This window comes from Chenggangzhangella methanolivorans, from assembly GCF_042648545.1.
Lineage (GTDB): Bacteria > Pseudomonadota > Alphaproteobacteria > Rhizobiales > Methylopilaceae > Methylopila > Methylopila methanolivorans.
In genome coordinates this window covers 298,753-325,282 of the sequence record NZ_JBHRXS010000003.1, presented here as the reverse complement: position 1 = coordinate 325,282, position 26,530 = coordinate 298,753, and the positions used below count along the sequence as shown (strand labels likewise).

Here is a 26,530-nt window from a genome sequence, read left to right as displayed (position 1 = left end):
CGTCAGAGCGCGGCCGGAAGCGTCACGCCGAGCCGCGCCGCATGAGGCTCCAGCGAGGCGAGGATCCCGTCATGAAGCGCGACGCCGTCGCGGAGCGCCTCGCGCTTGCGCCTCAGCGCCGCCTCCCCGGGCAGGCGCACGGCCTTGACGCCCGGGCGCGGCGGGTTGGCGCGGCAGGCGTCCGCGAGCCACCCAGTCTGGCGCAGGAAGGCCTCGCGGCCGCCGAAGGCTTCGGGATCATAGACCTGCACGGTGACGGCGGCGTTGACGCCCTTCGGGGCGTCCGCCCGGCCGTAGCCCGCGAGACCCTGCGTCACGGCCTCGGCGTGGAGCGCCATGCCGTAGCCCTTCTGGCCGTGGTCGAGCCCGCCGGTCGGCAGCAGCGTTCCGCCCTCGGTCATGACCTTCGGGTCGCTGGACGGGACGCCGTCCTTGTCCATCAGCCAGTCGTGCGGGAACCGCTCGCCCGCCTTGATGAGCCGCTGGCTCATGTTGACCGTGGTGATCGAGGCCGAGATGTCGATCAGGATCGGGTCGCCCGGCGTCGGGATCCCGTGGGCGACCGGGTCAGGGGTGTAGAGCCCCTTCAGCCCGCCGAAGGGCGCGACCTGCGCTCCGGAAGGGCTGGAGCTCGCGATCGAGACCATGAGGCCCTGATCGGTCGCGATCGGCAGATAGGCCGCGAGACAGCCGATGTGGTGGCTGTCGCCGATCACGATCGTGGCCGCACCATGCGTCCGCGCCCGTTCGCAGCCGAGCTTCACCGCTTCCGAGGTGAGCCAGGCCCCGGGGAGCCGCCGGCCGCGCCAGCAGACCGCCGCGCCGCGGTCAGAGACGACCTCGGGCGCGCCGGCCCTGGTCATCACGCCGTCCGCGACGCCGTCGAGATACCAGCCGGCGAGCGCGAGCCCGTGGGTGGTGTGGCCCATGAGATCGGCCTCGACCAGATAGGTCGCGACCGCGTTAGCCTTGTCGGCCTCGAGGCCGGCGGCTGCGAACAGGGCCTCGGCGCTCGCGACGAGATCCCCGCCGCGGTAGCGCGGAGCGGCCGCGCTCACGCGGCGGCCCGCCGCGCCGCGAAGGCCTCGGTCTCGAAGACCTCGGGGTTGAGCACCCTCGTCGGACGCCCGCCTGCCAGGATCGTCTCGATGTCCTCGACGTTCATCAGGCCCACGCGCTCGACCGACTCCACCGTGTCCGCGCCCGTGTGCGGGGTGAAGACGACGCGCGGCTGGCGGAAGATCGGGTGGCTGACGTCCGGCGGCTCGACCGTGTAGGCGTCGATGCCGGCGCCCGCGAGCCGGCCCTCGGTCAGCGCTGCGTCCAGCGCGTCGAGATCCACGACCTCGCCGCGCGCAAGATTGAGCAGGCAGGCGGTCGGCTTCATGAGCGCGAGGCGATCGGCGTTGATGAGCGCCGCGTTGTCGGCGCCGCCGAAGACGTGAAGCGACACATAGTCGGCGCGCTTGAGAAGCTCGTCGAGCTCGAGGAGCTCGATCCCGTGCTCGGCCGCGAAGGCGCGGTCGGGATAAAGGTCCGAGGCCACGACGCGCATGCCGAGCCCGATCGCCTTCTTGGCGAGCGAACGGCCGATCGCCCCGAGGCCCACGATCCCGAGCGTCTTGGCCCCGATCTCGCCGCCGACCGTCCGCTTCCAGGCGCCGGTGACCACGCTCTCGTGACCGGCCGGAATGTTGCGCGCGAACGCGAACATCATGCCGACGGCGAGCTCCGCCACGGCGGCCGCGTTCGCGCCCGGCGTGTTGAGCACGGGCACGCCGCGAGCGGTGCAGGCCGGGATGTCGATGCTGTCGACGCCGACGCCGTGCTTCAACACGGCCTTGAGCTTCGGGGCGGCCGCGAGCGTCTCGTCCGTGACGCGCACCAGGCCCGCGACGATGAAGTCGACTTCGGCGAGATGCTCGGAGAGGCCGCCGTCGGGCTTCGACGTGTCGACGCAGCGCACGAAGGTCCAGCCTTTTTCGGCCAGCCGGTCGGGCACGCTTCCGTAGCGCCCGAAGCCGGGCGAGGTGGTGGCGACGATGGTCATGACGAAATCCTCAGGCGAGGCCGTGGGCGGCGAGCAGCGCGGCGATCTTGGCGTCCTGCTCAGGGCTCGGCGGCAGCGCCGGCTGGCGGCTTGCGCCCACCGACTTGTCCATCAGGTAGAGGGAGCGCTTCACGAGCGCCGGCGGATAACCGAGCTTGTAGAGGTCGGTGCGGAAGGCGGTGAACGTCGCCTGCGCGGCCTCGGCCTTGGCGAGGTCGCCGTCGTTGAAGCCCGCGCAGATGTCGGCCAGAACCTTGGGCATGACGTTGCCGAGGCCCGAGATGCAGCCCTTGGCGCCGTTCTGGAACGCCCAGAGAACGAGCGAGTCCGGTCCGGAATAGACGTCGAAGCCTTCCGCCTCCTTCGACACCGCGAGATAGGCCTCGAGCGTCGCCTGCGCGCCGCCGCTGTCCTTGATGCCGGCGATGTTGCCGTGGCGGGCCAGCGCTCGCGCGGTATCGGGTTCGATGTGGTTCTGGGTGCGGGCCGGGATGTCGTAGAGATAGACCGGCGTCGTGATCGCGTCGGCCACTGTCGAGAAGTGCCGGACGAGGCCGTCCTGCGTGCACTCGATGAAGAACGGCGTGATCACCGCCACGCCGTCGACGCCGATGCGGTCGAATTCCCTGGCGAGCAGCACGGTCTCGTAGGTCGCCGGCATTCCCGCGTTGACGATGACGCGGGCCTTTCCGCCGACCTCGTCCACGACTTCCTCGGTCAGCCGCACCTTCTCCTCGAAGGTGAGCGCGGTGAAGTCGCCATTGGTGCCGGCGCACATGATGTTGTTGCCGGCCTCGACCTGCCGGCGCACCTGCGCGCGGGTCGCGGCGTAGTCGATCGCTTCCTTGTCGTCGAAGCACGTGACGAGGGCGACGAAGGTTTCGCAGGTCATTGGATCTCTCAAGGGGGGATGGGGCGCTGGAAACTGAGCCGTCATTCCGGGCTTGGCCCGGGATCCAGACGAGCCGGCGGCGCAAAGTCGGCGACGCGCGGCGTTCCTGGGTCCCGGCTCTTCGGCCGGGACGACGGCGGCGGTTCAGGCGGAAATCACTCGGGCTTCACGCCCGCGGTCTCGATGACCTTGCTCCACTGCGCGGCCTCGTCGGCGATCAGCTTGGCGAAGGCCTCCGGGGAGGTGTGCATCGGCAGCACGCCGAGCTCGTCGAAGCGCTTCTGGGTCTCGGGGCGCTGCATGAATTCGTTGATCGTTTTCGCGTAGGCGTCGACCAGCGCCTTCGGGGTCTTCACCGGGGCGAGGAAGCCGTGCCAGGCGACGGCCTTGAAGCCCGGGACGGTCTCGGCGATCGCCGGCAGCTCAGGCGCGACCGTGAGGCGTTCGGCGGTCGCGGTTCCGAGCGCGATCAGCTTGCCGGACTTGATGTGCGGCCACAGCAGCGGGGCGTTGTCGAAGGCGAGGTCGATCTGGCCGGCGATCAGATCCGGCATCATCTGGCTCGAGCCCTTGTAGGCGACGTGCGTCATCTTCGTGCCGGTGCGCTGCATGAAGAGCTCGCCGGCGAGATGCTGCGTGGTGCCGACGCCCGAAGAGCCGAAGGTGATCTTCTCGGGATTGGCCTTCAGGTGGTCGATGAGCTCCTGCACCGTGCGCGCCTTGATGCGCTCGGGGTTCACGACCAAGAGGTTCGGCACCAGGGAGATCTGGGTGATGGGCGCGAGGTCGCGCAGCGTCTGGTACTGGATCCGGTCCTTCAACAGCGTCGGGTGGATCGAGAGGTTCGAGGTCGAGGCGAGCGCGACGGTCGTGCCGTCGGCTTCCGAACGCGCGAGGCGCCCGAGCGCGAGCGTGCCGCCGCCGCCGCCGATGTTCTCCGGCACGATCACCTGTCCCGTCACCTTGCCGAGATGGTCGCCCACCATTCGGGCGAAGATGTCGGCGGTGCCGCCGGCCGTGAACGGCACCAGCAGCGTGATCTGGGACTTCGGCCAGTCGCCGTCTGCCGCGTGCGCGGCCGAGATCGGGGCGAGCGAAAGCGGCGTCGCGAGCGCGAGCGCCGCGACCATCAGGGACTTCAGCATCTTGGTTCCTCCAGGGACCGTCATCGTCGTCGCGGCCTCTCGGGGCCGCTGCGTTTCCGTCTCTTGAGGCTCGGGCCTCAGGCGGCTTTGGCGTAGATCGCGAGGATGTCCTCGCGGCTCATGTTTCTCGGGTTGTTGTCGAGCAGGCGGCGGATCGCGTGGGCGTCGCCCGCCATGGTCTCGAAGTCGCTTGTCGGCACGCCGAGCGCGGAAAGCTTCATCTCGACGCCGAGGTCGGCGCAGAAGCGGTAAGCGCCCTCGAACGCGGCATCCGGCCGGGCGTCGGGCGCAAGCCCGAGCGCCTCAAGCACCAGCGCGGTCTTTTCGGGAGCCGCGGGCGCGTTGAAGGCGAGCGTGTGCGGGAAGATCAGCGCGCAGGCCAGGCCATGGGCGATGTGGTGGCGCGTGCCGAGCGGATAGGCGACCGCATGGCCCGCGGTGGTGTTCACCGGGCCGAGGCAGAAGCCGCCATAAAGGGATGCGAGCGAAAGGCCGACGCGAGCCTCGCGGTCCGAGCCGTCGGCGACCGCGCGGGCGAGATATTTGCCGACCAGCCGCGCGCCTTCCAGCGCATAGAGGTCGATGATCGGATGGGCCTTCTTCGAGGTGAAGGCCTCGACGCAGTGCGCCATGGCGTCGACGCCGGTGGCGGCGGTGACGGCGGGCGGCACCGTCATGGTGAGGTCGGGATCGACCGCCGCGAGGTCGGCCAGCATGAAGCGGCTCTGCACCGCGAGCTTGTTCTGGGTCTCGGGGTCCGTGACGAGCGAGCGCGTTCCGCCCTCCGAACCCGTTCCCGAGGTGGTCGGGACCTGCACGAGCCCGACCGTCCGGCCGAGCACCTTCTCCGGGCCGACCACGTCCTTGAGGCTCTGGCCCGAACCGGGCAGCACCGCGACGAGCTTGGCGAGATCCATGGCGCTGCCGCCGCCGAAGCCGATCACGACGTCGGGCCGGACCTCCGCGGCGAGCGCCAGCGCCTTGTCGAGATTGGGTGCGTCGGGCTCCGGCTTCACCTCGCCGAACACCGCGACCTCGCCCTTGAGGCCGAGCAGCTCGACGCGCGCGGCGTTGAATGGGTCGGCGACCACGAGCGGGCGGACATAGCCCTTCTCGGCGAGATAGGCCGCGACGGACGAGACGACGCCCGGTCCGAATTCGAGCCGCGCCGGGCGCAGAATTTCGATGGGGGCCACGAGGGCGCTCATGAGGCGGCTCCTGACTGGGGGAGGGCGATCGCGCCGAGCGACAGGCGCGACGCCTGTCCGAGCTTTTCGGCGATGCGGATCGCATGGGGGGCGGCGAGCGCGACGAAGTCGTCGACGCTCATCCGCGCGGCGTTGATGGTGAGGCTGACGCCGGCCACGGGTTTTCCGCCCGCGTCGAGCACAGGGGCCGCGACGGTTCGCAGGCCATAGGCGTTCTCGCCGTCCGACACCGCGAAGCCGCGGGCCCGGACCTCGTCGAGGCGGGCGATCAGCGCGTCGAGATCGACGAGCGTGCGCTCCGACAGCTTGACCCGCGGGGCGGCGTCGAGATGCGCGATCTGCGCGTCGCGCGGCAAGAAAGCGAGGATCGCGTGGCCGAGCGCCGCCGCATAGGCGCCGGTGCGGCTGCCGGCGCGGCGCGAGACCGGCTGGGCGGCGGCTTCGACGCGCTGGAGATAGACGACGTCGCCGCGGTCGAGCGCCCCAAGCGAAGCGCTGTCGGAGATCCGCGGCGCGACGTCGGAGAGCAGCGGGCGGGCGTGGGTCGGCAGATCGTTGGCGGCAAGCGCCGAGAAGCCGAGCTCCAGGCACTTCAGCGACAGGCGGAACCTGCGCGTTTCGGGCATGTGGTCGAGATAGCCGAGCGCGACCAGCGTGTGTGCGAGCCGGAAGGCCGCGCCGCGGTTCTGCACGGTTCGCGCAGCGATCTCGGCGATGGTGAGCTCGGGAAGGTCCGGGCCGAAGGCGTGCAGCACCGAAAACGCCTTGGCGACGCTTCCCACGAAGTTCTTTGGGTCGTCGGTGGGCGCGCCGCGGGGCGCAGCCGCGCGGAGGTCCGCGTCATCGTTCGGATGGGTCGGCGCGACCATGTTTCGTCTCCCGGACCGCGCGCCTTGGCGGCGCGTCTAGTTGTTCGGTATCCGAACTTTTGTTCGTAATTTGAGCATGACTCCCGTGTGACGGCATGTCAAACAAAATTTGCGCAAACCGCGCATACTGATTGACAGGCTGCATAGTTCGCGCGAATACGCACTTAGCGGCGGCAGAAATGCGCGATCGCCCGGCCTAGAGCCCAAAAAATGCGCAAAGCGCGCATGGAGGAGACGAACATGCAGGTCCCCATCAAGCGGGCGATCGAGCGCGTGCCCGGCGGCATGATGGTCGTGCCGCTGCTCATCGGCGCGCTGATCGCGACGTTCTTTCCCGGCACGCCGAAGTTCTTCGGCTCGTTCACCGGCGCGCTGTTCTCCGGCGCCCTGACGATCCTCGCGGTGTTCTACGTCTGCATGGGCGCGAGCATCGATTTCCGCGCCACCCCCTACATTGTGAAGAAGGGCGGCACGCTGCTGTTCACCAAGGTCGGCATCGCGGTCGTCCTCGGCGTGGTCGCCGGCCAGTTCCTGGGCGAGGGGCCGGTCTCTTTCGGCATCTTCGCGGGCATCTCGACGCTCGCCATCGTCGCCGCGATGAACGACACCAATGGCGGCCTCTACATGGCGCTGATGGGCCAGTACGGCCGTCCGCGGGACGTGGGCGCCTACACCATCATGTCGCTGGAAAGCGGCCCGTTCTTCACCATGCTGACGCTCGGCGTCGCGGGTCTCTCGGCCTTCCCCTGGCAGGTCATGATGGGCGCGATCCTGCCGCTCGTCGTCGGCATGATCATCGGCAATCTCGACCGTGAGATGCGCGAGTTCCTTTCGAAGGCGGTCCCGGTCATGATCCCGTTCTTCGCCTTCGCGCTTGGCGCGAACCTCGACCTCTCCAAGGTCTGGACCGCCGGCCTCCTCGGCCTCGCCATGGGCGTCGGCGTGGTGGTGATCACCGGCATCCCGCTGTTCTTCGCCGACCGCCTGACGGGCGGAACGGGCGTCGCCGGCGTCGCCGCGGCCTCGACCGCGGGCAACGCGGCGGCCGTCCCCGCGATCGTCGCTTCGGCGAACCCGGCCTATGCGGAGGCCGCGACCCACGCGACCGTGCTCGTGGCGGCCTGCGTCGTGGTCACCGCGATCCTCTGCCCGATCGCGACCGCCTGGACGTACAAGAAGTTCGGCCGTCCGGCCGATCCGGACGCGACCGGAGAGGCGCCTGCGGCCGCCGAGCCGGTCGCCTCGCCGATCCAGGCGCAGCCGGGCCGCTGACGACATGTCCGGTCGCTGGCTGATCCTCGCGGACGATCTCACGGGCGCGGCGGACTGCGCCATCGCGTTCGGCCGTCGCGGCCTCGCCGCGGCGGTCAGCTGGGGCGTCGCGACTGACGATCGCGGCTCGCGGCCGCCGGTGTTCTCCTACGACGCCGACAGCCGCGGCATGACGGGCGAGGCGGCGGGCCGCCGCCACGTCCGCGCGCTCTCCGAGCATCTCGAACGGGACCGGGTCCTGTTCAAGAAGATCGACTCCACGCTTCGTGGGCAGCCGGCGGCCGAAACCGCCGCCACCATCGCGCATCTGCGCTCGCATGGCCGGTCGGGTTTCGGCGTGTTCGCGCCGGCCTTCCCGGCCACGGGGCGCACCACGGTCGACGGGCGCATCCTCGTCTCCGGCGGCGCGCTCGAGGACACTGAAACCTGGAAGCGCGACCACACCTATGACAGCGCCGACCTGACGGAGGCGCTCGCCTCCGCCGAAGTCGCGGCCGAAAAGGTTCTGCTCCCGGTCGTGCGCGGCGAGGAGGCGGCGCTCGTCGCCGCGCTCGAGTCGATCGCGGCCAAGGGCGACGTCGTCGCGGTCTGCGACGCCGAGAGCGACGCCGATCTCGCGGCTGTCGCCAAGGCGAGCCTCGCGCTGTCGACCCAGCCCTTCTTCATCGGCAGCGCGGGCCTCGCCCATGCGCTCGCCGCCGTCGCGCCGCTGGAGCCGACGCCGAGCCCGAGGCTCGCGCCGACCGCCAACGGCACCCTGATCGTGGTGGGTTCGCTCGCCGCAAGCTCGCGGTCCGGCGCGCGCAAGCTCGTCGAATCCGGAGCGGTCTCCTATGTTCCGGCCTCGCCCGAGGTTCTGCTCGCAGGAGACCGTGACGGCCGCGCGGATCTCGGCCGGGACGTCGCTCGTCGGCTCAGCGCCGGCGAGGATGTTCTGGTCGAGATCCTGATGGGCGAGTCCGTCGACATGTCCATCGGGGCCAGCCTCGCCGCCGGTCTTGCAAGCGCGCTCGAAGCGGTCCCCCCCGCCGTCGGCGCGTTCGCGGCGACCGGCGGCGAGACCGCCGCGGCCCTGCTGAGCCGCTTCGGCGTTACCGGCATCCGGCTCGCCGACGAGATCGAGCCGGGCGTCTCGCTCGGCCTCACGCTCGGGGAGCTGTCGGTTCCGATCGCCACCAAGGCCGGGGCGTTCGGAGACGAGATGAGCATCACCCGCATCGCCGAACGCCTCAAGGCCGTTCGAACAGAAGGAAGCTTCGCGTGACCCGCCCGACCATCGCGATCACCATGGGCGATCCGTCCGGCATCGGGCCGGAGATCATCATGAAGGCGCTCGCCCATCCGGAGGTCCACGCCATGTGCGAGCCGCTGGTCGTGGGCGACGCAGAGCGCCTCAAGGCCGCGGGCGAGATCGTCGGATCCTCGCTCAGGGTCGACTCGCTGCAGGACGCCGGCCAGGCGCGCTACGCCGCCGGTGCGGTCCAGTGCCTCGACCTGAAGCTCGTGCCGAAGGACCACCCGTTCGGCGAGATGTCGCCGGTCTCGGGAGAGGCGGCCTACCGCTACATCGAGAAGGCGGTCCGCGTGGTCGAGGCCGGCGCCGCGCAGGCGATCTGCACCGCGCCGCTCTCCAAGGAGGCGCTCCACGCCGCCGGCCACAAGTTCCCCGGCCACACCGAGCTGCTGGCGCATCTCACCGGCACGCCGGAAGTCTCGATGATGCTGGTGTCGCCGAAGCTGCGCGTGATCCACGTCACGACCCATATCGGCCTCATCGACGCCATCGCGAAGATCGAGCCCGGCCTCGTCGAGCGCGTCATCGCGCGCGGCCACGACGTGCTGGTGAAGGCCGGCGTCCAGAACCCCAAGATCGGCGTCTGCGCCATCAACCCGCATGCGGGAGAGAACGGCCTGTTCGGCCAGGGCGAGGAAGCCGCCAAGATCACGCCGGCGGTCGAAAAGTGCCAGGCCAAGGGCTGGGACGTGCGTGGGCCCCTGCCGGCCGACACGCTGTTCTTCCTCGCCGGCCGCGGCGACTACGACATGGTGGTCGCGATGTATCACGATCAGGGTCACGGCCCGATCAAGGTGCTGGGGCTGGAAGCGGGCGTGAACATCACGGTCGGCCTGCCGGTGATCCGCACCTCGGTCGACCACGGCACCGCCTTCGACATCGCGGGCAAGGGGATCGCCGACGACGGCTCGATGGTGGAGGCGCTGCGGCAGGCCGTCGGCCTCGCGCCCAAGCGCGCGGCCTGACTGACCGACCGCGGCGCCGGGCGCCGCGGCTGGGGCGAGCGGCCGCGTTGGTTCGGCCGCCCGTCCGCCGGTAGACTGGCGGGCCGCGAACACATGGAGCCGTCGACTTGATGCGCAGCAGGGAACGTCGATCGCTCCTCCTCGAGGCCCTGCGTTCGGGCGAGGCGGACGTCGACGATCTTGCGCGGCGCTTCGACGTATCCCCCTCGACGGTGCGGCGCGACCTGCAGCGCCTGTCGCGCGAGAACGCCGTCACCCGCACCTATGGCGGCGCGATCCTCAGCCAGCGCGCGCCCGAGCCGACGCTCGGCGAGCGGATCGGCGTCAACGGCGCGGAGAAGCGCGCGATCGCCCGCGCGGCCGTCGCGCTCGTCCAGGACGGCGAGACGCTGATCCTCGACGCGGGCTCGACGGTCGCCGCGCTCGGCGCGCTGCTCAAGGGCCGGCGCTGCCGGGTCGTCACCAACAATCTCGCTCTGCTGCCGGTGCTCGCGGGCGAGAGCGGCGTCGAACTCGTCGCGCTCGGCGGGACGATCCGGCCGACCAGCATGAGCGCGGTCGGTCCGCTGGCGGTGGAGGGCATGCGCCGCCTCACCGCCGACCGCGTCTTCACCAGCGCCGACGGGGTGGTGGCGGGCCGGGGCCTCTGCGAGGCGAGCCTCGACCAGGTGGCGCTGAAGTCGCTGATGATGGATCAGGCGGCCGACGTCGTCGTTCTCGCCGACGCGACCAAGCTCGGCCGCGCCGAGCAGTCGGCCTGGGCGCCGCTGCCGTCGCGCTGGACCCTCGTCACCGACGCGCGCGCCGAACCCGCCCAGATCGCGGCGATGGAGCGGGTCGGCGCGAGAGTGGTGGTCGCGCCGGACTGAGCTCTGCCGCCAATTTCGGCTTGGGGGCCGGACAGGAAGGGCGCGGGCGCCGGGCGGTCGCGCTTACTCGTCGACGATCTCGGTCTTCTCGATCGACACGCCGAAGCCCGCAAGGCCGACGAACTGGCGCTCATGGCCGGCGAGCAGCGAGATCTTGCGGGCGCCGAGATCCCGCAGGATCTGCGCGCCGACGCCGATCTCGCGCCAGCGCGCGCGGCGCTGGCGGGCCGACATGTGCTTCTCCTCGGCGGCGTCGGCCGGGGCGGCGTCCGGTTCGGCGGCGTCGCGCAGCACGGCGGGGTCGCGGATCATCACGAAGACGCCGCGCCCGGTGTCGCCGAAGCGCGCCAGCGCGTTGTCGAGCCAGCCCTTGGAGGTCGCGGCGCCGCGCAGCAGGTCGGAGAGCAGGTGCTCGCGATGGATGCGGCAGGGGACCGGCTTCTCCCCGCCGACGTCCCCGACCGTGATCGCGAGATGCTGGGTCTGCTCGAACGGGGTCTCGTAGATGGTGATCGTCGCGTCGAGCCCGCCGATGCGGCGCTCGAACCGGTCGATGCGCCGGACGAAGGTCTCGCGGCGCGAGCGGTGGTCGATCAGATCCTCGATCGAGACGATCCTGAGCTTGTGCTCCTTGGCGAACTCGATGAGCTCCGGCAGGCGCTTGACCGTTCCGTCGTCATTGACGACCTCGGCCAGCACGCCGACGGCCGGCAGCCCGGCAAGGGTCGCGAGGTCGACCCCGGCCTCGGTGTGGCCGGAGCGGGTCAGCACGCCGCCCTCGCGGGCGATCAGCGGGAAGATGTGGCCCGGCCGCAGGAAGTCGGAGCCGATCGCGTTGTCGGAGGCGAGCGCGCGCACCGTGTTGGCGCGCTCCTCGCCCGAAATGCCGGTGGTGAGCCCGACCTTGTAGTCGACCGACACCGTGAAGGCGGTGCGCATTGGGTCGCGGTTGTTGGCGACCATGGGCGCGAGGTTGAGCTCGTCGGCGCGCTCGGCCGTCATCGGCGCGCAGATGATGCCGCTCGTGTGCCGCACCATGAAGGCGAGGGCCTCTGGCGTCGCCTTGGAGGCCGCCATGATGAGGTCGCCCTCGTTCTCGCGGTCGGTGTCGTCCACCACGACAACGAGTTCGCCCGCGGCGATCGCGGCGATCGCGTCTTCGATTGTGTCGAGTTCCATGCCGGCCCGTCGGGTCATGCGGCGGGAGAGGGCCCCGCCCGAGAGAGGGCCGTCGAATGCACCCCGCGCCGCGGCGGGTCAAGGGCCCGTGAGCGGGCGTCTACGCGCAGGCCGAAATGGCGGCGCGCAGGCTCTCGGCGTCGAAGGGCTTCACGATCACCGCCGTCGGGCCGCCTTCGAGCAATGTCGGGGGCGGCTCGAAGTCGTCGCGGCCGGTCGAGAACAGGATGGGCAGGCTCGGGCGTGCGACGCGCGCCCATTCGGCGAGCGCCTGTCCGTCGATGTCGGGCAGGCCGAGGTCGGTCAGAAGCAGGTCGAACTTCGCCCCGTCCGAGATCGCAGCCTTGGCCTTCGCGCCGTTGCGCGCCTCGGTGACCTTGTGGCCGAAGCTCTGGAGAAGCTCGACGAGGCTCATGGCGATGAGCGGCTCGTCCTCGACGAGCAGGATCTCGAGCGGCCGCGAGGGCGCGGCTTCGGTCGCGGCGGGCTCTCCGAGCAACTGGCGCAGTTTCCGGGCCAGCTGGTCGCTGCGATAGGGTTTCTGGATGAGATGCACGTCGGCGTCGACGCGGCCCTGATGCACGATGACGTTCTCGGCGTAGCCCGACATGAACAGGACTTTCAGCGTCGGAAGCTTGGCGCGGGCGAGGCGCGCGAAGTCCGGCGGCGAGGGCTGGCCCGGCATCACCACATCGGACAGGAGCAGGTCGTAGGCCCGGCCGGCCTCGAGCAGCAGCGTCGCGTCGCGGGTCGTGGCCGTGGGCTCGACCTGGTAGCCGAGCGCCGTCAGCAGGTCGGCGACGGAGCTGCGCACCGCCTCGTCGTCCTCGAGCAGCAGTATCCGCTCGCCCGCGCCGCGCGGAGGCTCGTCGGCCTCGCCATCGGTGTCCGGGTCCACGACCGCCTCGGCGGCGCTGCGCGGCAGGCTGAGCCGCACCGTGGTGCCGCGGCCCGGCGCGCTCTGGATCTCGATCTCGCCGTGGCTCTGCTCGATGAAGCCCTGCACCTGCGGCAGGCCGAGACCCGTGCCGCGCCCTTCGGGCTTGGTGGAGTAGAACGGCTCGAAAACGCGGGCCAGCACGCTTTCGCTCATGCCGACGCCGGCGTCGGTCACCGCGATCTCGATGCGCTCGGACCCGCTCAGGCCCGCGGGCAGATGCCGGACCGCGATCGCGAGCCGTCCGCCGTCCGGCATGGCGTCGCGGCCGTTGATCGCGAGGTTGAGCACCGCGTTCTCGAGCTGGGCCGGGTCGACAAGCGCGGTCCAGCCGCCGGCGTCGCGGCTGATCTCGACCTCGACGGTTTCGCCGAGAGTGCGGTCGAGCATGTCGGCCATGGAGGTCACCAGCGCGCCGACGTCGGTCGGGCGCGGGGCGAGCGGCTGGCGGCGCGAGAAGGCGAGCAACTGCCGGGTGAGCTTGGCTCCGCGGTCCGCGCCTGCGGTCGCGTCGCGCAGGCGCCGCTCGATCGAGGGCGTCATGACGGCGGCGAGCTCGCTCGCAAGCAGCTCGAGATTGCCCTTCACCACCTGAAGCAGGTTGTTGAAGTCGTGCGCGACGCCGCCGGTGAGCTGGCCCACGGCCTCCATCTTCTGCGCCTGACGCAATTGCTGCTCCGACTTGCGTCGCTCGGTGAGGTCGCGGGCCGACCCGACGACGCGCACGGTGCGCCCGTCCGAAGACGACACGGGCGACAGCGCGATCTCGAAGACCCGCTCCTCGCCGTCGAGCTCGGTGACCTGCTCGTAGCGCGCCGACTCGCCGGACATCGCGCAGGCCTCGATCGCGCCCTCCAGCCGCTCGGAGGTTTCGCGCGGAAGAATGTCGGAGATCTTGCGCGAGCGCATGACGAGCCGCGAGATGCCGAGCGCGCGCTCCATCGTGCGGTTGACGGTCTCGACCAGGATCGGCCGCCCGGGCGTGCACGAGACCACGAAGACGCCGTCGGTCGTGTTGTCGAGATAGGCGGCGTAGAGCGCGTCGTCGTCGCGGCGGGCGCGGCGGTCGCTCGCTCGTCCCTCGACCTCGTTGGCGAAGCGCCGCTCGGCGACCTCGAGGTCGACCGTCTGGGCTTCGACGAGCTTGGCGAGCTGGGCGCCGGCGGCCTCGCGGTCGCGGACCAGATCCTCGATGTCGATCAGCGTGCCGACCCAGCGCACGATCGCGCCGTCGGCGTCGCGCGAGGGGCGGGCGCGGGCGAGGAAACGCCGCCAGGTTCCGTCCCGGACGCGGATGCGGTGCTCGTTCTCGAAAGGCTCGCCGCTTGCGACGCAGCCGCGCCAGTCCCTGACCAGCTCGTCGAAGTCGTCCTTGTGGATCGCCTCGACCCAGTCGCCGAGCGGCGCGGTGCCCGTGACCTCCCGCCAGCGCTCGCTGACGAACTCGGTCTCGCCGTTGGGTCCGGCCGCCCAAACGATCGCCGGCGCTTCGGCGATCAGCGCGGCGAGATCCGGACGCGCGTCTCCGGCGGCCGTCTCAGGCGCGAATCTGCCGAGAAGACGCGACGTTACGTAAGACATCCGAGGGCCGGCCCAGAACTCGCGGGGCCTCAGCCGGCCGCTGGGAAAAGCGTCCGTTCTCGCCCCGAGGACGCAACGCTAGCACGAATGCCGAGCCATGCGAGAGGCTTGGTCGCAAGCATGAGCCTGCGGACGCGCGGACCGGTAGACCGTTACGGGCCGGCGGCGTCGCCATCGGAATCGTCGGGGCCGTCGAGGCGCTCGACGTGGTCCGATCCGCGGCCGCCACGCGGCCCGCGACGCTCCGCCACGGCGAGCAGCGGCGCTTCGCCGTCGCCCTTCACGCGCAGCGCTGGCGCGTTCCCCTCGCGGTCTTCGCCCATATAGAGGGTGACGTGCGGGAACGGCATCTCGATGTTCCGCTCGTCGAAGATCTCCTTCACGATCTCGTTGAAGGCGCGCCCCGTCGCCCATTGCTGGCCCGGATTGGTCTTGATGCGGCAGCGGACCGTGATGGCGTTGTCGCCGAACTCCGTGACGCCGTGCAGCTCGAACGGGCCGATGATGGTCGCGCCATGCTCGCTCTCCTTCAGGCGATCGAAGGCGTCGCGCAGCGCCTGCTTCACGAAGGGGATGTCCTCGCGATAGGCGACGCCGATCTTGGCGAGGTGATAGCTGAAGGTCTTGGTCGCGTTCGAGACGGCGTCGACCGACGAGAACGGGATCAGGTGGTAGGTGCCGTCGATCGAGCGGATGCCGACCGAGCGGATGGTGAGGTGCTCCACCGTTCCCTGCACGCCCGCGACCTTGACGTTGTCGCCGGTGTTCATCGCGTTCTCGAACTGGATGAACGCGCCGGTGATGATGTCTTTCACCAACGTCTGCGCGCCGAAGCCGACCGCGAGGCCGATGACGCCGGCGCCGGCGAGCAGCGGCGCGATGTCGACGCCGAGCTGCGCGAGCGCCAGCATCGCGACCATGACCACGAGAATGATCGAGAAGGCGTTGCGGAAGAGGGTCAGCAGCGTCTTTTCGCGCGCGGTCGGCACATGGCCGAATTCGGGGTTCAGCCGATATTCGATCCAGGACGAAACGCCGAGATAGACCGCGACGCCGACCAGCACGATGATGGCGGCCGTGATGGTCGAGGTCGCGAAGCGCGCGCCGGCTTCGGTCGAGAGCCAGCCCAGAAGGTCGAGCAGCGCCCAGCTCTGCGCGATGGCGAGCAGCACGACGATCAGAACGACGATGCGCACCACCTTGAGGATCGCCGGCACGAAGGCGTTGAGGCGCCCTTCGAGGGCGGGCAGTCGCGCCCTGACGTCGCCCGGCAGCGACATGCCGCCAGCGATGAGGCGCGAGATGACGGCGGTCGCGAGCGCGCCGGCGACGATGGCGACAAGCGTCTGCAGCGTCGCCGCCGCCATGAAGGGCAGCGCCTCGTTCGGATTGACGAGCCAGACGACGAACAGCGCGAACAGCCAGCCGAGCGCCGCCCAGTGCCAGAACTTGGCGAGGAAGCCGTAGAAGGCGGTGAGCGCGTCGCCGCTGGTCGCTTCGGATTTTCCAGCGAGGCGTTCTCGCACCCGCTCGCGGTTCTGCAGGACGATCACGACCGCCATCATCAGCGTCGCGAACGCCACCACGACGCGCAGCGCCTGGGCGGCCCCCGGCGTCACCGCCGCGGCGATGATCGGGGCGATGAACAGGAACGTGTAGCCGAGCGTCGAGACGATGCGCGACAGCCAGAAATACCAGTAGGCCGCCGCCTCGTCGCCGATCGGGATCGCGCGCAGCGTCGGCTGCACGGGCGAGAGGCCCGCGCGCAGCGCGACCTTGGCGAGCTCCACGGCGAAGAAGGCGTTGAGATAGAGCGTCTGCTGGATGTTCATGACGCCGAAGGCGCCGAACTGCAGCGCGAAGACGTAGCCCGCGCCCCAGGCGATGGCGACCATGAGAGCGTCGACGACCACGCTCGCGATCACCAGCACGACGCGCTGGACGACGCCGGCGTCGGCCGCGCGCCGGCCGATCCAGCGGTAGTACGGAATGCCGATCGTCCTCAGGCCGATGAAGGCGCCGAACGTGACCGCGATGGTGAGCGCGACCGCGGTCAGACGTCCCCAGTCGAAGCCGTGTCCGCTTCCTGCGCCCGTCACGATGCTCACGAGGTCGGAGATCAGCGTCGTGCTGGCGGCCGCGAGCGCCGCGCCGCGCTCGGCGATGCTGCGCGTGTATTCGGCGGCGCGGCGGGCGAATGTCGGTTCGGCGGTGCCTTCGGCGGACTTGGCGGCGTCCACCGCGGCCTTCTGGTCGGGCGCGGCCACCGGTCCGTCGCCGGCGGTCTTCGCGGCGTCGGCGGGCTTGGCGGGCGCCGCCTCGGCCGGCGTCGCCGACTTCAGCCGCTCGATCAGCGCCGCGCGGGCCTTCTCGTCCTCCAGGATACGGATGAGCGCGTCGACGTCCGCGGGCGCCTGCGTCGCTTGCGCCTGTGCGGGAGGGGCTTCCTGAGCGCCGGCGGGCAAGCCCCCGACGACTGCGAAGATCAGCAGAACAAGCGGAGCGAGCCAGCGGGAAGCGACGGACATGGGCCTCGAAGCGCCGCGCGACGTCGCGGCTTCACTCTTGCGGCGATGGGGCTCGCCAAGATCAGGGCTTGGGCACATAGGCCCGATCGGCGATCCGAAAACCCGAGATGGGACTCATGGAGAGTTTCCGGCGGGCCGCCCCCCGCCCGTCATCCCGGCCGAAGAGCCGGGACCCAGAACCGAGACGGCCGAACCAGATCCCAGAGCGCGTCGGTTCTGGATCCCGGGGCAGGCGCGGGGTGACTGCGGCGGTCCGGGCGTTCTTCTCAGCCCTTCGTGAGTTCTGAGTGCGACTTCAGCGCCCGGTCGCCGCCGCTCTGCTCGACGAGGTAGGCGGGGTTCTTCTCGCTCGCCCGGCGCGTGATCTTCGAACCCTTGATGGTGCGCTGGACGCGCGTCTTGAACACGTCCGTCACCTTGCCCTTGGCCTCGCCCTGTCCCCACGACCAGCTGACCGTCGATCCGACCGGATAAGCCTGCGCCATCGCCTGTCTCCCTCATCTCTCCTGTGCCCGAACGCCGCGGCCCGCCACGCGTTCCGCAACCCCACGGGGGTTCAGATCGGCGCCGCGAAGCCGTAAGACGGGACGGCACGCTGTTTCCCACTCTCAGGACGCAAGCCCCCGCCCCATGGCTTCCGACGCGACGATCGAGCATCTCGGCCATCTGATCGGCTTCGACACGACCAGCCGGAACTCCAATCTCGCGCTGATCGACCACGTCGAGGCCTATCTCGACGGGCACGGGGTCGCGTGCGAGCGCACGCCGGACGAGACCGGGACCAAGGCGAACCTGTTCGCGACCATCGGGCCGGCCGACAAGGCCGGCTACGTGCTCTCCGGCCACACCGACGTCGTGCCGGTCGACGGCCAGAACTGGACCACCGACCCCTTCGCGATGGAGCGGAAGGACGGGCTGCTCTACGGCCGCGGCGCCTGCGACATGAAGGGGTTCATCGCCGTCTGCCTCGCGCTCGTCCCCGAGATGCTGGCGGCCGACCTCAAGGTCCCGCTGCATCTCGCCTTCTCGTATGACGAAGAGGTTGGTTGCGTCGGCGTGCGCGATCTCCTGAAGGAGCTCGCCAAGCGCCCCGTGCGGCCCGCGGGCTGCATCGTGGGCGAGCCCACCAGCATGCAGGTGGTCATCGGCCACAAGGCCAAGCGCACCTTCCGCTTCTGCGCCCACGGGCTCGGCGGCCACTCCTCCCGCGCGCCCGAATGCGTCAACGCGCTCGAATACGCCGCCCGCATCGTGACGGCGACCACCGGCATCGCCGAGCGCTTCGCAACGACGGGCCCGCGCGACGGGCTCTATGACGTGCCGTACTCGACCGCCCATGTCGGCGTGTTCAACGCCGGATCGACCGTGAACGTCGTGCCGGCCGAAGCGACGCTCGACCTCGAGTTCCGCACCATCGCCGAGGACGACCTGGACGCGGTCTCCGAGGAGATCCGCGAAATCGCGGAGTCCATCGGGCGCGAGATGAAAGGGCGCGACGCGCGTGCGGGGATCACCTGCGAGCAGGTGTCCGAGATTCCGGGCCTCGAGATCGCGGCCGAGACGGGGATCGTGACGCTGGCCAAGCGCCTCGCCGGCCGCAACGACCACGCGAAAGTCGCCTACGGCACGGAAGCCGGACTGTTCGTGGCGACCGCCGGCATCCCGACCATCGTCTGCGGCCCGGGCTCGATCGGCGAGGCGCACAAGCCGGACGAGTTCGTCAGCGAAGACCAGCTCGCCAGGTGCGAGGACTTCGTCAGGAAGCTGATCGCGCACTGCGCGGCCTGACCAGCGGCGCCGGCGCAACGGCGCGATTTCGTCTTTCTGGGTTGTACGCCACACGCCAGACGGTCACTCTCGCAGGCAACGGGCCAAAGACGCCCGGTCATGGGAGGACGGTCGATGTTCAAATCGCGTCTCGCGACGGCGACGCTCGCCGCGCTGTGCCTGACGGCGGTCCCTGCGTTTTCGCAGGACAGCCAAACCAAGTCGGACGAAGCCCTCAAGAAGCTCCAGGGCTTTCAGTCGACCGGCGGGAGCCCGGTCATTCCCGAGGTCGAGCAGACCGGAAAGAAGGCCGAGAACCTCAAGGCGCTCGCGGCCAAGATCAAGGTTCCGGACGGCTTCAAGGTCGAGCTCTACGCCGTCGTGCCGGACGCCCGTCACATGGCGGTCGGCAACAATGTCGGCGTGGTGTTCGTGGGCACCCGCAAGACCAAGGCCTATGCGGTGACCGACCGCGACGGCGACAACGTCGCCGACGAGGTCAAGGAGTTCGCGCCGACGATCGCCAAGAGCAATCCGAACGGCGTGTGCTTCACGCCCGACGGCTTCCTCTACATCGCCGAGCACAACCGCGTGCTGCTCTTCCCTGCGGCCGAGTTCTTCTACGAAAATCCCGACGTCGCCGTGGAGGTGATCTCCGATCAGTTGATCCCGAAGGCCGAGGAAAGCTTCAACCACGGCGCCCGCACCTGCGTCGTGGGGCCGGACAACAAGCTCTACATAACGCTCGGCCAGCCCTTCAACGTGACCCCGAAGGAGAAGCGGCCGCTCTATGACGAGCAGGGCATGAGCGGGATCATCCGCATGGACCGCGACGGCAAGAACCGCGAGGTGTTCGCGCTCGGCGTCAGGAATTCGGTCGGGATGGCGTTCAACCCGAAGGACCGCGTTCTCTGGTTCACCGACAACCAGGTCGACGGCATGGGCGACGACCAGCCCGTGGGCGAGCTCAACCGCGCCGTGAAGGCCGGCCAGAACTTCGGCTTCCCCTGGTATGGCGGCGGCAAGACGCGCACCAAGGAGTATCAGGACGAGCAGCCGCCGGCGGACGTCGTGTTCCCCGAGGTGGAGATGGCCGCGCACGCCGCCGATCTCGGCATGCGGTTCTATGCGGCCGAGCAGTTCCCGGAGAAGTATCGCGGTGGGATCTTCGTCGCCGAGCACGGCTCGTGGAACCGCAGCAAGCCGGTCGGGGCGCGCGTGATGTTCGTGAGCCTGAAGTCGGACGGCTCGGCCGACAAGGCGGAGGTGTTCGCCGACGGCTGGCTCGACGACAAGACCGGCCGCTATGCGGGGCGCCCCGTGGACGTCGCGGTGGCGCTCGACGGCTCGCTGCTGGTCTCCGACGACCTGTCGGGCGCGATCTGGCGGATTTCCTACGGGAAGTGAGCTTGGATGATCCACGAGCCCGGCGTTGGACAAGCAGGCCGTCATGCCCGCGCGGCAGCGCGGGTATCCACGACTTAATGGGATCGTAGAGCTCTACGCCCAAGTCGTGGATGCCCGAGCAAAGCCCGGGCATGACGGTTGATCTGACGCCGCCTCGCTGGAAGCTCAGCGGCCGTCAATCTCCGGAAAGCTGACCTGCGCCGGTCGTGTCCTCAGCCGGTCCCGGCGTCAGCATCGTCGCCGCGCCCGGCATCGCCTCATAGGCGACCGGGCAACGCTCGCGGGTCAGCTCGCCGTCGGTCGCGACCCAGACGCGGGTGCGGCGGGTCTTCTCCACCACAACGGAGGTCGCCCGAAAGGTCTCGATCAGCGGGTTCGTGCGCCAGCCGCCGGTCACGACGTCGAGACCAAGCCGAAACCGCTGCCGCCAGCCGCCCGAATGCGCGACGATCACCTCGATCACGCCCTCATTCAGGCTCGGGCGTCGCCACTCGTCGTCCGCGAAGGCGTTGTTGGTGACGAGCACCGCGGTCGCCTCCACTTTCACCGGCGCGCCGTCGACGACGAGCTGATAGCGCGATCTCCCCGACCGGAAGAACGCCCGCAGCGCGGCGTAGGAGAAACCGGCGTAGCGGCCGAGGCCCTTCAGCCCGCGGGCGTTTTCGCGGGCGCGCGCCATCTGGGCGAAGAAGCCGAGGCCCGAGATCGAATGGAACGGCCGCCCGTTGATCGAGGCGAGGTCGATGCGCTTCGGCTCGGCGCGGGCGAGCGCCGCGATCGCTTCGTCCATCTCGCGCGGCACGCCGAGGTCGTTGGCCAGCAGGTTCATGGTGCCGAAGGGCAGCACCCCGGAGGTCTTGCCCGTCGCGAGCAGGCGCCCGAGCGAGCGCGACAGCGAACCGTCGCCGCCGCCTACGATCACTTCGTCGTGCGTCTGGTCGCGGCCGACCTCCTCCAGCGCCGACCCAAGGTCGCGCGGCGGCACCATCCGCACGTCGACCTCCTTGCCGGCCGCCGCGAAGATCTCGGCGATCTTCTCCGAGGGGCCCTGCGCGCCCGAGGATTCTGTGAGGTCTTTCAGCGTTCCCGCGCGCGGATTGAGCAGGACGAGACACCGGGCCATGGATCTTCAAACCTAAAAGCGCGGTGTGCGGGAAGACGCGTCCTGCGACATAAGGCGGAAGCTCAGCCGCTCCAGCCCATGGCCGAGAAGGTCGCAGCCATGTGGGGCGGCAGCGGCGCTTCAGCTGAGACCGGCGGCTGGCTCTCGCGCATCGGTACGATGACGGCGCGGGCGTGAAGATGGAGCACGGCGCCGCCCACCGGTTCGGATCCGTAGATCGGGTCGCCGAGCAGCGGCAGGCCGATATGGGCGGCGTGGGCTCGGATCTGGTGGGTGCGGCCGGTAAGCGGCGTGAACTCGATCCAGCTCAGTCCCTGCGCCCGCGCCTTCACGCGCCATTCGGTGACGCTGGGCAGACCCGCAGGGTCCACCGCCATCCACCAGCCGCGATCGGGGCTGCGCTTGGCGAGCGGCGCCTCGATGCGGCCCTCGTCCTCCGCGGGCGCGCCGCGCACCACCGCCCAGTAGGTTTTGCCCACTCGCCCTGACGAGAACAGCTTGCCGAGCCGCGTCAGCGCCTTTCGGTGGCGGCCGAGCACGAGGCAGCCGCTGGTGTCCTTGTCGAGGCGGTGGGCGAGCGCCGGGTCGCGCGGCAGGCCGAAACGCAGCCCCGAAAACAGCGCCTCGAGGTTCGGCCCGCCCTTCGGCCCGGCATGCACTGGAAGGCCTGCGGGCTTGTCGATGATCAGCATCAGCCCGTCGCGATGAAGGACACGGGCTTCGAGATCCTGAGGGACCAGCGGGGCGGCGAGCGACATGGGGCGTCTCTATGCGACTGACAAGCGCTAGGCGGGCGGGGGCGCCGCACTATCTCGCGGACGATGAAGCTTGTCGCAACCGTCTTCGAGGTTGAGCCGCAGCATGCGGCCGCCTTCCGCGCGGCCGTGCTCGCAAACGCTCTTGCGGTCGAGCGGGGCGATCCGGGCTGCCGGGGCGTCGCGATCGCCGAGGATCCGTCGGCGCCGGGCTTCTTTCTCACCTCCGCGCTCTATGCAAGCGAAGAGGCGGCGGCGAACCACGGAACCTGCGAGGCCGGCCAGGCTTTCGAGGAGGCGGTGCGCCCTTACGTGAAGCTGAAGCGCGTCCGCCTCGTGGACCTGGGCTGAGGCGATGGCGGTCCTCGTCGGCGATATCGGCGGCACCAACGGCCGTTTTGGCCTCGCCGAGAAGGGCGGCTTGCGGCCCGACAGAATCGACGTCGAGCCCGGCGACGACCACGCATCCTTCGAGGACGCGCTCGGCGCCTATCTGGAGAAGACCGGCGAAAAGCCCGATCGGGCGGCGCTCGCGGTTGCTGGACCCGTGGACGACGAGGGCCGCGCGCGGATCACCAACCGCAAGAGCTGGACGATCGATCCGCAGGCGTTGAAGCGACGCTTCGGCTTTTCTGACGTTCTCATCATGAACGACTTCGTGGCTCAGGCGGCCTCGCTCCCGCACCTGCAGAACGACGAGACGATCCTGATCGGCGACGCCCGCCCGCGCCGCGCCGTGAAGGCCGCGGTCGGGCCCGGCACGGGACTTGGCGTCGCGTCGCTCGTTCCCGAAGGCGACGACGGTTGGCGTCCGCTGCCGAGCGAAGGCGGACATATTGAGTTCGCGGCCGTCGACGCCCATGAGAGCGCGGCTTTCGGCGTGTTCCGCCGCCGGTTCGGGCGCGTCTCGGCCGAGTATGTGGTTTCGGGCCCGGGCCTCGCGCGGCTCCACGACGCGCTCGCCGAAGTCGAAGGGCGCAAGGCCCCCGGCCTCGATCCGGCCGCCGTCACCAAGGCTGCGCTCGACGGCGATCCTGAAGCCTCCGCGACGGCCGCGCTGTTCCTCACCATGCTTGCGCGTTTCGCCGGCGACATGGCGCTCAGTTTCGGCGCGAAGGGCGGGGTCTATCTTTGCGGCGGGGTCGCGCCGCGGCTTGTTCCGGCGCTAGACGTCGCGGCGTTCCGCGCGGCCTTCGACGCGAAGTCTCCTCATGAGGAGATGATGCGCGCGACCGCGACCGCGGTCGTCACCTCGCCGATCGCGGGCCTCATCGGCGCCTCGGCGATGGCGGCGCGCGGCCGCGTCTGAAGCGAAACGACGCTCGGGATCTTTGACGTCAGAGCTAAGACCTTCGGATGATCTGAGGAACTCGCTCGAATACAAAACCGTTTCTCCTGCATTCCAAAAACATGATGAGGGAGAAACGCGATGACTTTCAGGTTCCTGAGCGTCGCCGCCGTGTCCGCTGCGCTGGCGCTCGGCGGCGCGGTCGCCGCCAACGCCCAATCCGCCGCCAACAGCGGCAACGCCGGCAATCTCGCTGATCCAGCGAACCCGCAGAACCCCGGCGCGCCCGCGGCCAAGAGCGGATCGGGCGCAGGCATGTCGAAGAGCTCGACCAAGAAGAGCTCCGCAAAGAAAACGTCCAGCAAGTCGACCAAGTCGAAGAAGTCGAGCGCGATGTAGGGCTCTCGCCCGGCCCGGTCCCGATCGTGGGGCCGGGCCTGCGCGCAGCGCACGGGAACGTCGCACATCCGCCGCGCGCTTCGTGCTATGAGATCGGTCGCAATGACCGACGATCGCGCCGCCATTCCGTTCGCTGAACCCGGCCACGACCATCGCGCCTGCTCGGGCGCGGTGCTGAAGCGCGCCGAGGCGCTGTGCGCCGCTCGCGGCGCGCGCCTGACCGACATCCGCAGGAAGGTTTTGGCGGCGCTCGCGGCCGACCATGCGCCGGCCGGCGCCTATGACGTGATCGAGCGGCTCGCCGAGGACGGCGGCCGTCCGCCTGCGCCCATCACCGTTTATCGCGCGCTCGATTTCCTGCTCGCGCATGGCCTCGCGCACCGCATCGAGAGCCGAAACGCCTATGTGGCCTGCAGCCACGAGCACGGCGAGGGCGAAGAGGGCCCGACCGTCTTCCTCATCTGCGAGCGCTGCGGCGCGGTGGGCGAGGCGGCGACCGCCGACTTCGCCGAGGCGCTCGAAGCGCTCGCGCGCGCGTCCGGTTTCCGCCCGCGCTCGCCGGTGATCGAGGTGTCAGGCGAATGCGCGCATTGCCGCAACGCGATGCGGGAGGCTTCCTGATGAACGACATGCCGGGCGACATGAGCGATTGCACGCCGCTTCCCGTCGATTGTCCCTCGGCGCTCGCCGACAGGCGCGCTTCGGTCGCGGTGAATGTCGGCGGCGTGACGGTCGGCGGCGCCGCCCCGATCGTCGTGCAGTCGATGACCAACACCGACACGGCCGACATCGCCGGCACCGTCGCGCAGGTCGCGGCGCTCGCCCGCGCGGGCTCCGAGCTCGTGCGCATTACGGTCGACCGCGCTGAAGCCGCGGCCGCCGTGCCGCACATCCGCGACCAGCTTGCGGCGCGCGGCGTCATGGTCCCGTTGATCGGCGACTTCCACTACATCGGCCACAAGCTGCTCGCAGAGCATCCGGCCTGCGCCGAGGCGCTCGCCAAGTACCGCATCAATCCCGGCAATGTGGGCTTCGGCGCGAAGAAGGACGGCCAGTTCGCCCAGATCATCGAGACCGCGGCGAGGAACGACAAGCCGGTGCGCATCGGCGGCAACTGGGGCTCGCTCGACGGCGAACTTCTGACCGCCCTCATGGACGAGAACGCGGTCGCGCCGAACCCCAAGGACGCCCGCGAAGTGACGCGCGAAGCGCTGATCCGGTCCGTGCTGCTGTCGGCCGCCCGCGCAGAAGAGCTCGGCCTCCCGCGCGAGAAAATCATTCTGTCGGCGAAGGTCTCGGCGGTGCAGGACCTGATCGCGGTCTACGCCGAGCTCGCCCGCCGTTCGAACTATGCGCTTCATCTCGGCCTCACCGAGGCCGGCATGGGCTCGAAGGGCGTCGTGGCGTCCTCGGCCGCGCTCGGCGTGTTGCTGCAGCAGGGCCTCGGCGACACGATCCGCGTCTCGCTGACGCCCGAGCCCGGCGGCGACCGCACCGTGGAGGTGAAGGTCGCGCAGGAGATCCTGCAGACCATGGGCTTTCGCACCTTCGTGCCGCTGGTGGCCGCATGCCCCGGATGCGGGCGCACCACCTCGACGGTGTTTCAGGAGCTCGCCAAGGACGTCCAGACCTACATCCTCGAGCGCATGCCGGAATGGAAGCGGCTGTACCCCGGGGCCGAGGCGCTCAACGTCGCGGTCATGGGCTGCATCGTGAACGGGCCGGGCGAATCCAAGCACGCCGACATCGGGATCTCGCTGCCCGGCACCGGCGAGGCTCCGACCGCGCCGGTGTTCGTCGACGGCAAGAAGGTCGCGACGCTGCGCGGCCCGACGCTCGTCGCGGACTTCAAGACGATGGTCGAGGATTACGTCGCCCGCCGGTTCGGCCAGTCGGGCCGCGACGCCGCCGAGTAATTCCTAGCGCCGCACGATCGGCGAGCCGCCGCAGAGCAGCACGAACTCGCTCTGCCGCGACACGCCGGTCTTCGCGAACACCGCCGCCACCTGGTTGCGGATGGTCGAGACGCTGAGGCTGTGGCGCGCCGCGATCTCCTGAAGCGTGAGGCCCTCGATCAGCGCGGCCGCGACCTTGGCTTCCGCGGCGGTGAGGTCGAACAGCCCTCCGAGCAGGCTTGCGGGCATGTCGGGCTTGCGGCCGAGGGGCGTCGCGACCAGCAGCCAGGAGGCGCTCGGAAACACGTCGCGTGCGTTTCTGCGGACGGGAGACAGGTGGAGCACTGCGGGCGGCGCGGTCTCCGTCCGGGGCAGCGGGATCGAGCGGCCGCCCGGAATGATCCCCGCCAGCGCCTGCGCGAACAGGGCCGCGGACTTCGGGTCGCGCGGGGCGACGAGGTCGTGGGCGCGCACCTCGACCTGTTCGCTCAGGGCCTCGAATTCGGAATTGAGAGCGATCGCGCGCCCGGTCGTTGACATAACGGCGCCGGGCAGGCCGATCGACGACAGCGTCATCACCTGGGTGCGGGCGCGATCAAGCTCAAGCCGGCCGGCGATGACGGCGGCGCGCGCGATATGGGGCCGGAGCGCATCAAAAGCCTGGATCGCGTCGTCCGGCGTGCGGCCGCGGGCGAGCGCCCGTTCAAACGAGAGCGCCGTGAGATCCCCGTTCGGGGACTCGATCACCGAGCCCGCGACGTCGCCGAGGCCAAACGGCCGCAGCAACTCCACATGAAGCGGATCGACCGCGGCCTCTTCGGCGGAGAAGAGATCCTCGTCGCGCACGAAGCCCGCATGGTTCTTCGCGATCGTGCGCCGCGCGCGCTCGCTGCGGCTCGCCCAGCCGTCGCGCAGGAACGCGTCGAACACGTCGCGCACACCCTGCGAGAAGACGCCGCGCTGCGCGTTGGCGTTGACGGTGAAAAGCACGCCGCCCTCGAAGCCATGCTCGACCGACAGATCTTCGAGCAGACCCTCCCAGAGCTCGGGGATCGTCGCGGCCTCGTAGATTCGGTCGATCACGTCTGCGACCATCGGACGACATCT

At 70.0% G+C, this 26,530-nt stretch carries 24 protein-coding genes; 11 read left to right on the top strand and 13 right to left on the bottom strand.

Annotated features, from left to right (window positions below; translation table 11 throughout):
- Positions 1-2: 2 nt before the first annotated feature.
- The 6 genes from ACFOWB_RS01860 to ACFOWB_RS01835 form a co-directional block, all read right to left on the bottom strand.
- Positions 3-1,058 (bottom strand): Ldh family oxidoreductase, encoded by a 1,056-nt coding sequence (locus tag ACFOWB_RS01860; RefSeq protein ID WP_378145360.1) that lies wholly within the window; start codon positions 1,056-1,058, stop codon positions 3-5.
- A complete protein-coding gene (locus ACFOWB_RS01855; protein ID WP_378145358.1) occupies positions 1,055-2,050 on the bottom strand; it encodes a phosphoglycerate dehydrogenase in 996 nt (331 codons plus the stop codon). The genes ACFOWB_RS01860 and ACFOWB_RS01855 overlap by 4 nt, the downstream gene beginning before the upstream one ends.
- 10 nt (positions 2,051-2,060) lie before the next feature.
- Positions 2,061-2,942 (bottom strand): dihydrodipicolinate synthase family protein, encoded by an 882-nt coding sequence (locus ACFOWB_RS01850; protein ID WP_261401583.1) that lies wholly within the window; start codon positions 2,940-2,942, stop codon positions 2,061-2,063.
- A gap of 155 nt (positions 2,943-3,097) precedes the next feature.
- Entirely contained in the window at positions 3,098-4,087 is a 990-nt protein-coding gene (locus ACFOWB_RS01845) for a Bug family tripartite tricarboxylate transporter substrate binding protein (protein WP_378145355.1), read from the bottom strand.
- Positions 4,088-4,164: 77 nt separating this feature from the next.
- Complete coding sequence (locus tag ACFOWB_RS01840) at positions 4,165-5,295, bottom strand: iron-containing alcohol dehydrogenase (protein WP_378145353.1); 1,131 nt, start codon at positions 5,293-5,295, stop codon at positions 4,165-4,167.
- A complete protein-coding gene (locus ACFOWB_RS01835; protein ID WP_378145351.1) occupies positions 5,292-6,164 on the bottom strand; it encodes an IclR family transcriptional regulator in 873 nt (290 codons plus the stop codon). The genes ACFOWB_RS01840 and ACFOWB_RS01835 overlap by 4 nt, the downstream gene beginning before the upstream one ends.
- Positions 6,165-6,404: 240 nt before the next feature.
- Here ACFOWB_RS01835 and ACFOWB_RS01830 point away from each other — a divergent pair, with 240 nt between their 5' ends.
- The 4 genes from ACFOWB_RS01830 to ACFOWB_RS01815 all read left to right on the top strand — a co-directional run bounded on the left by ACFOWB_RS01830 (position 6,405) and on the right by ACFOWB_RS01815 (position 10,564).
- Complete coding sequence (locus ACFOWB_RS01830) at positions 6,405-7,436, top strand: 2-keto-3-deoxygluconate permease (protein WP_261401586.1); 1,032 nt, start codon at positions 6,405-6,407, stop codon at positions 7,434-7,436.
- A 4-nt stretch (positions 7,437-7,440) separates the two neighbouring features.
- Entirely contained in the window at positions 7,441-8,700 is a 1,260-nt protein-coding gene (locus ACFOWB_RS01825; RefSeq protein ID WP_261401587.1) for a four-carbon acid sugar kinase family protein, read from the top strand.
- Entirely contained in the window at positions 8,697-9,695 is a 999-nt protein-coding gene (gene pdxA, locus ACFOWB_RS01820) for a 4-hydroxythreonine-4-phosphate dehydrogenase PdxA (RefSeq protein WP_261401588.1), read from the top strand. The genes ACFOWB_RS01825 and pdxA overlap by 4 nt, the downstream gene beginning before the upstream one ends.
- 110 nt (positions 9,696-9,805) lie before the next feature.
- Positions 9,806-10,564 carry a DeoR/GlpR family DNA-binding transcription regulator gene (locus ACFOWB_RS01815; protein ID WP_378145348.1) on the top strand — a complete coding sequence of 253 codons (759 nt, stop codon included), beginning with the start codon at positions 9,806-9,808 and terminating at the stop codon, positions 10,562-10,564.
- A gap of 63 nt (positions 10,565-10,627) precedes the next feature.
- On the opposite strand, the gene ribB is transcribed toward ACFOWB_RS01815, so the two are convergent.
- The 4 genes from ribB to ACFOWB_RS01795 all read right to left on the bottom strand — a co-directional run bounded on the left by ribB (position 10,628) and on the right by ACFOWB_RS01795 (position 17,274).
- Positions 10,628-11,743 carry a 3,4-dihydroxy-2-butanone-4-phosphate synthase gene (ribB, locus tag ACFOWB_RS01810; protein ID WP_378145346.1) on the bottom strand — a complete coding sequence of 372 codons (1,116 nt, stop codon included), beginning with the start codon at positions 11,741-11,743 and terminating at the stop codon, positions 10,628-10,630.
- Positions 11,744-11,843: 100 nt separating this feature from the next.
- Positions 11,844-14,261, bottom strand: a complete 2,418-nt coding sequence (locus ACFOWB_RS01805; protein WP_261401589.1) for a hybrid sensor histidine kinase/response regulator — start codon at positions 14,259-14,261, stop codon at positions 11,844-11,846.
- A 152-nt stretch (positions 14,262-14,413) separates the two neighbouring features.
- Positions 14,414-16,789, bottom strand: coding sequence for a mechanosensitive ion channel domain-containing protein (locus tag ACFOWB_RS01800; protein WP_378145344.1), 2,376 nt, complete (start codon positions 16,787-16,789; stop codon positions 14,414-14,416).
- Between the two features lie 266 nt (positions 16,790-17,055).
- A complete protein-coding gene (locus ACFOWB_RS01795; protein WP_261401592.1) occupies positions 17,056-17,274 on the bottom strand; it encodes a hypervirulence associated TUDOR domain-containing protein in 219 nt (72 codons plus the stop codon).
- Between the two features lie 145 nt (positions 17,275-17,419).
- Between ACFOWB_RS01795 and argE the strand changes: the two genes are divergently transcribed.
- Positions 17,420-18,577: an acetylornithine deacetylase gene (gene argE / locus ACFOWB_RS01790; RefSeq protein ID WP_261401593.1), complete on the top strand. Its 1,158-nt coding sequence runs from the start codon at positions 17,420-17,422 to the stop codon at positions 18,575-18,577.
- 114 nt (positions 18,578-18,691) lie between these two features.
- Positions 18,692-19,963, top strand: a complete 1,272-nt coding sequence (locus tag ACFOWB_RS01785) for a PQQ-dependent sugar dehydrogenase (protein ID WP_261401594.1) — start codon at positions 18,692-18,694, stop codon at positions 19,961-19,963.
- Between the two features lie 175 nt (positions 19,964-20,138).
- On the opposite strand, the gene ACFOWB_RS01780 is transcribed toward ACFOWB_RS01785, so the two are convergent.
- On the bottom strand, positions 20,139-21,086 hold the full coding sequence (locus ACFOWB_RS01780; RefSeq protein WP_261401595.1) for a diacylglycerol/lipid kinase family protein: 948 nt from the start codon (positions 21,084-21,086) through the stop codon (positions 20,139-20,141).
- A 62-nt stretch (positions 21,087-21,148) separates the two neighbouring features.
- Positions 21,149-21,844 carry an RluA family pseudouridine synthase gene (locus ACFOWB_RS01775; RefSeq protein WP_378145340.1) on the bottom strand — a complete coding sequence of 232 codons (696 nt, stop codon included), beginning with the start codon at positions 21,842-21,844 and terminating at the stop codon, positions 21,149-21,151.
- Between the two features lie 63 nt (positions 21,845-21,907).
- Here ACFOWB_RS01775 and ACFOWB_RS01770 point away from each other — a divergent pair, with 63 nt between their 5' ends.
- The 5 genes from ACFOWB_RS01770 to ispG all read left to right on the top strand — a co-directional run bounded on the left by ACFOWB_RS01770 (position 21,908) and on the right by ispG (position 25,444).
- Complete coding sequence (locus ACFOWB_RS01770; RefSeq protein WP_261401596.1) at positions 21,908-22,192, top strand: antibiotic biosynthesis monooxygenase; 285 nt, start codon at positions 21,908-21,910, stop codon at positions 22,190-22,192.
- Between the two features lie 4 nt (positions 22,193-22,196).
- Complete coding sequence (gene glk / locus ACFOWB_RS01765; RefSeq protein WP_261401597.1) at positions 22,197-23,150, top strand: glucokinase; 954 nt, start codon at positions 22,197-22,199, stop codon at positions 23,148-23,150.
- A 120-nt stretch (positions 23,151-23,270) separates the two neighbouring features.
- Positions 23,271-23,528, top strand: a complete 258-nt coding sequence (locus tag ACFOWB_RS01760) for a hypothetical protein (protein WP_261401598.1) — start codon at positions 23,271-23,273, stop codon at positions 23,526-23,528.
- Positions 23,529-23,630: 102 nt separating this feature from the next.
- Positions 23,631-24,149, top strand: coding sequence for a transcriptional repressor (locus ACFOWB_RS01755; RefSeq protein WP_261401599.1), 519 nt, complete (start codon positions 23,631-23,633; stop codon positions 24,147-24,149).
- Positions 24,150-24,169: 20 nt separating this feature from the next.
- Positions 24,170-25,444 carry a flavodoxin-dependent (E)-4-hydroxy-3-methylbut-2-enyl-diphosphate synthase gene (ispG, locus tag ACFOWB_RS01750; protein WP_261401600.1) on the top strand — a complete coding sequence of 425 codons (1,275 nt, stop codon included), beginning with the start codon at positions 24,170-24,172 and terminating at the stop codon, positions 25,442-25,444.
- Positions 25,445-25,447: 3 nt separating this feature from the next.
- Here ispG and ACFOWB_RS01745 read toward each other — a convergent pair whose 3' ends face one another.
- Positions 25,448-26,518 (bottom strand): helix-turn-helix transcriptional regulator, encoded by a 1,071-nt coding sequence (locus ACFOWB_RS01745; RefSeq protein WP_378145337.1) that lies wholly within the window; start codon positions 26,516-26,518, stop codon positions 25,448-25,450.
- Positions 26,519-26,530 lie beyond the last annotated feature (12 nt).

Coding starts and splice junctions, on each gene's coding strand:
- ACFOWB_RS01855 (WP_378145358.1), bottom strand. CDS start 2,050: ATGACCATCGTCGCCACCACCTCGCCCGGCTTCGGGCGCTACGGAAGC.
- ACFOWB_RS01755 (WP_261401599.1), top strand. CDS start 23,631: ATGACCGACGATCGCGCCGCCATTCCGTTCGCTGAACCCGGCCACGAC.
- ACFOWB_RS01830 (WP_261401586.1), top strand. CDS start 6,405: ATGCAGGTCCCCATCAAGCGGGCGATCGAGCGCGTGCCCGGCGGCATG.
- ACFOWB_RS01785 (WP_261401594.1), top strand. CDS start 18,692: ATGTTCAAATCGCGTCTCGCGACGGCGACGCTCGCCGCGCTGTGCCTG.
- ACFOWB_RS01775 (WP_378145340.1), bottom strand. CDS start 21,844: ATGTCGCTCGCCGCCCCGCTGGTCCCTCAGGATCTCGAAGCCCGTGTC.
- ispG (WP_261401600.1), top strand. CDS start 24,170: ATGAGCGATTGCACGCCGCTTCCCGTCGATTGTCCCTCGGCGCTCGCC.
- ACFOWB_RS01745 (WP_378145337.1), bottom strand. CDS start 26,518: ATGGTCGCAGACGTGATCGACCGAATCTACGAGGCCGCGACGATCCCC.
- ACFOWB_RS01850 (WP_261401583.1), bottom strand. CDS start 2,942: ATGACCTGCGAAACCTTCGTCGCCCTCGTCACGTGCTTCGACGACAAG.
- ACFOWB_RS01780 (WP_261401595.1), bottom strand. CDS start 21,086: ATGGCCCGGTGTCTCGTCCTGCTCAATCCGCGCGCGGGAACGCTGAAA.
- ACFOWB_RS01825 (WP_261401587.1), top strand. CDS start 7,441: ATGTCCGGTCGCTGGCTGATCCTCGCGGACGATCTCACGGGCGCGGCG.
- ACFOWB_RS01800 (WP_378145344.1), bottom strand. CDS start 16,789: ATGTCCGTCGCTTCCCGCTGGCTCGCTCCGCTTGTTCTGCTGATCTTC.
- ribB (WP_378145346.1), bottom strand. CDS start 11,743: ATGGAACTCGACACAATCGAAGACGCGATCGCCGCGATCGCCGCGGGC.
- ACFOWB_RS01835 (WP_378145351.1), bottom strand. CDS start 6,164: ATGGTCGCGCCGACCCATCCGAACGATGACGCGGACCTCCGCGCGGCT.
- glk (WP_261401597.1), top strand. CDS start 22,197: ATGGCGGTCCTCGTCGGCGATATCGGCGGCACCAACGGCCGTTTTGGC.
- ACFOWB_RS01770 (WP_261401596.1), top strand. CDS start 21,908: ATGAAGCTTGTCGCAACCGTCTTCGAGGTTGAGCCGCAGCATGCGGCC.
- argE (WP_261401593.1), top strand. CDS start 17,420: ATGGCTTCCGACGCGACGATCGAGCATCTCGGCCATCTGATCGGCTTC.
- ACFOWB_RS01805 (WP_261401589.1), bottom strand. CDS start 14,261: ATGTCTTACGTAACGTCGCGTCTTCTCGGCAGATTCGCGCCTGAGACG.
- ACFOWB_RS01795 (WP_261401592.1), bottom strand. CDS start 17,274: ATGGCGCAGGCTTATCCGGTCGGATCGACGGTCAGCTGGTCGTGGGGA.
- ACFOWB_RS01845 (WP_378145355.1), bottom strand. CDS start 4,087: ATGCTGAAGTCCCTGATGGTCGCGGCGCTCGCGCTCGCGACGCCGCTT.
- ACFOWB_RS01815 (WP_378145348.1), top strand. CDS start 9,806: ATGCGCAGCAGGGAACGTCGATCGCTCCTCCTCGAGGCCCTGCGTTCG.
- ACFOWB_RS01760 (WP_261401598.1), top strand. CDS start 23,271: ATGACTTTCAGGTTCCTGAGCGTCGCCGCCGTGTCCGCTGCGCTGGCG.
- ACFOWB_RS01840 (WP_378145353.1), bottom strand. CDS start 5,295: ATGAGCGCCCTCGTGGCCCCCATCGAAATTCTGCGCCCGGCGCGGCTC.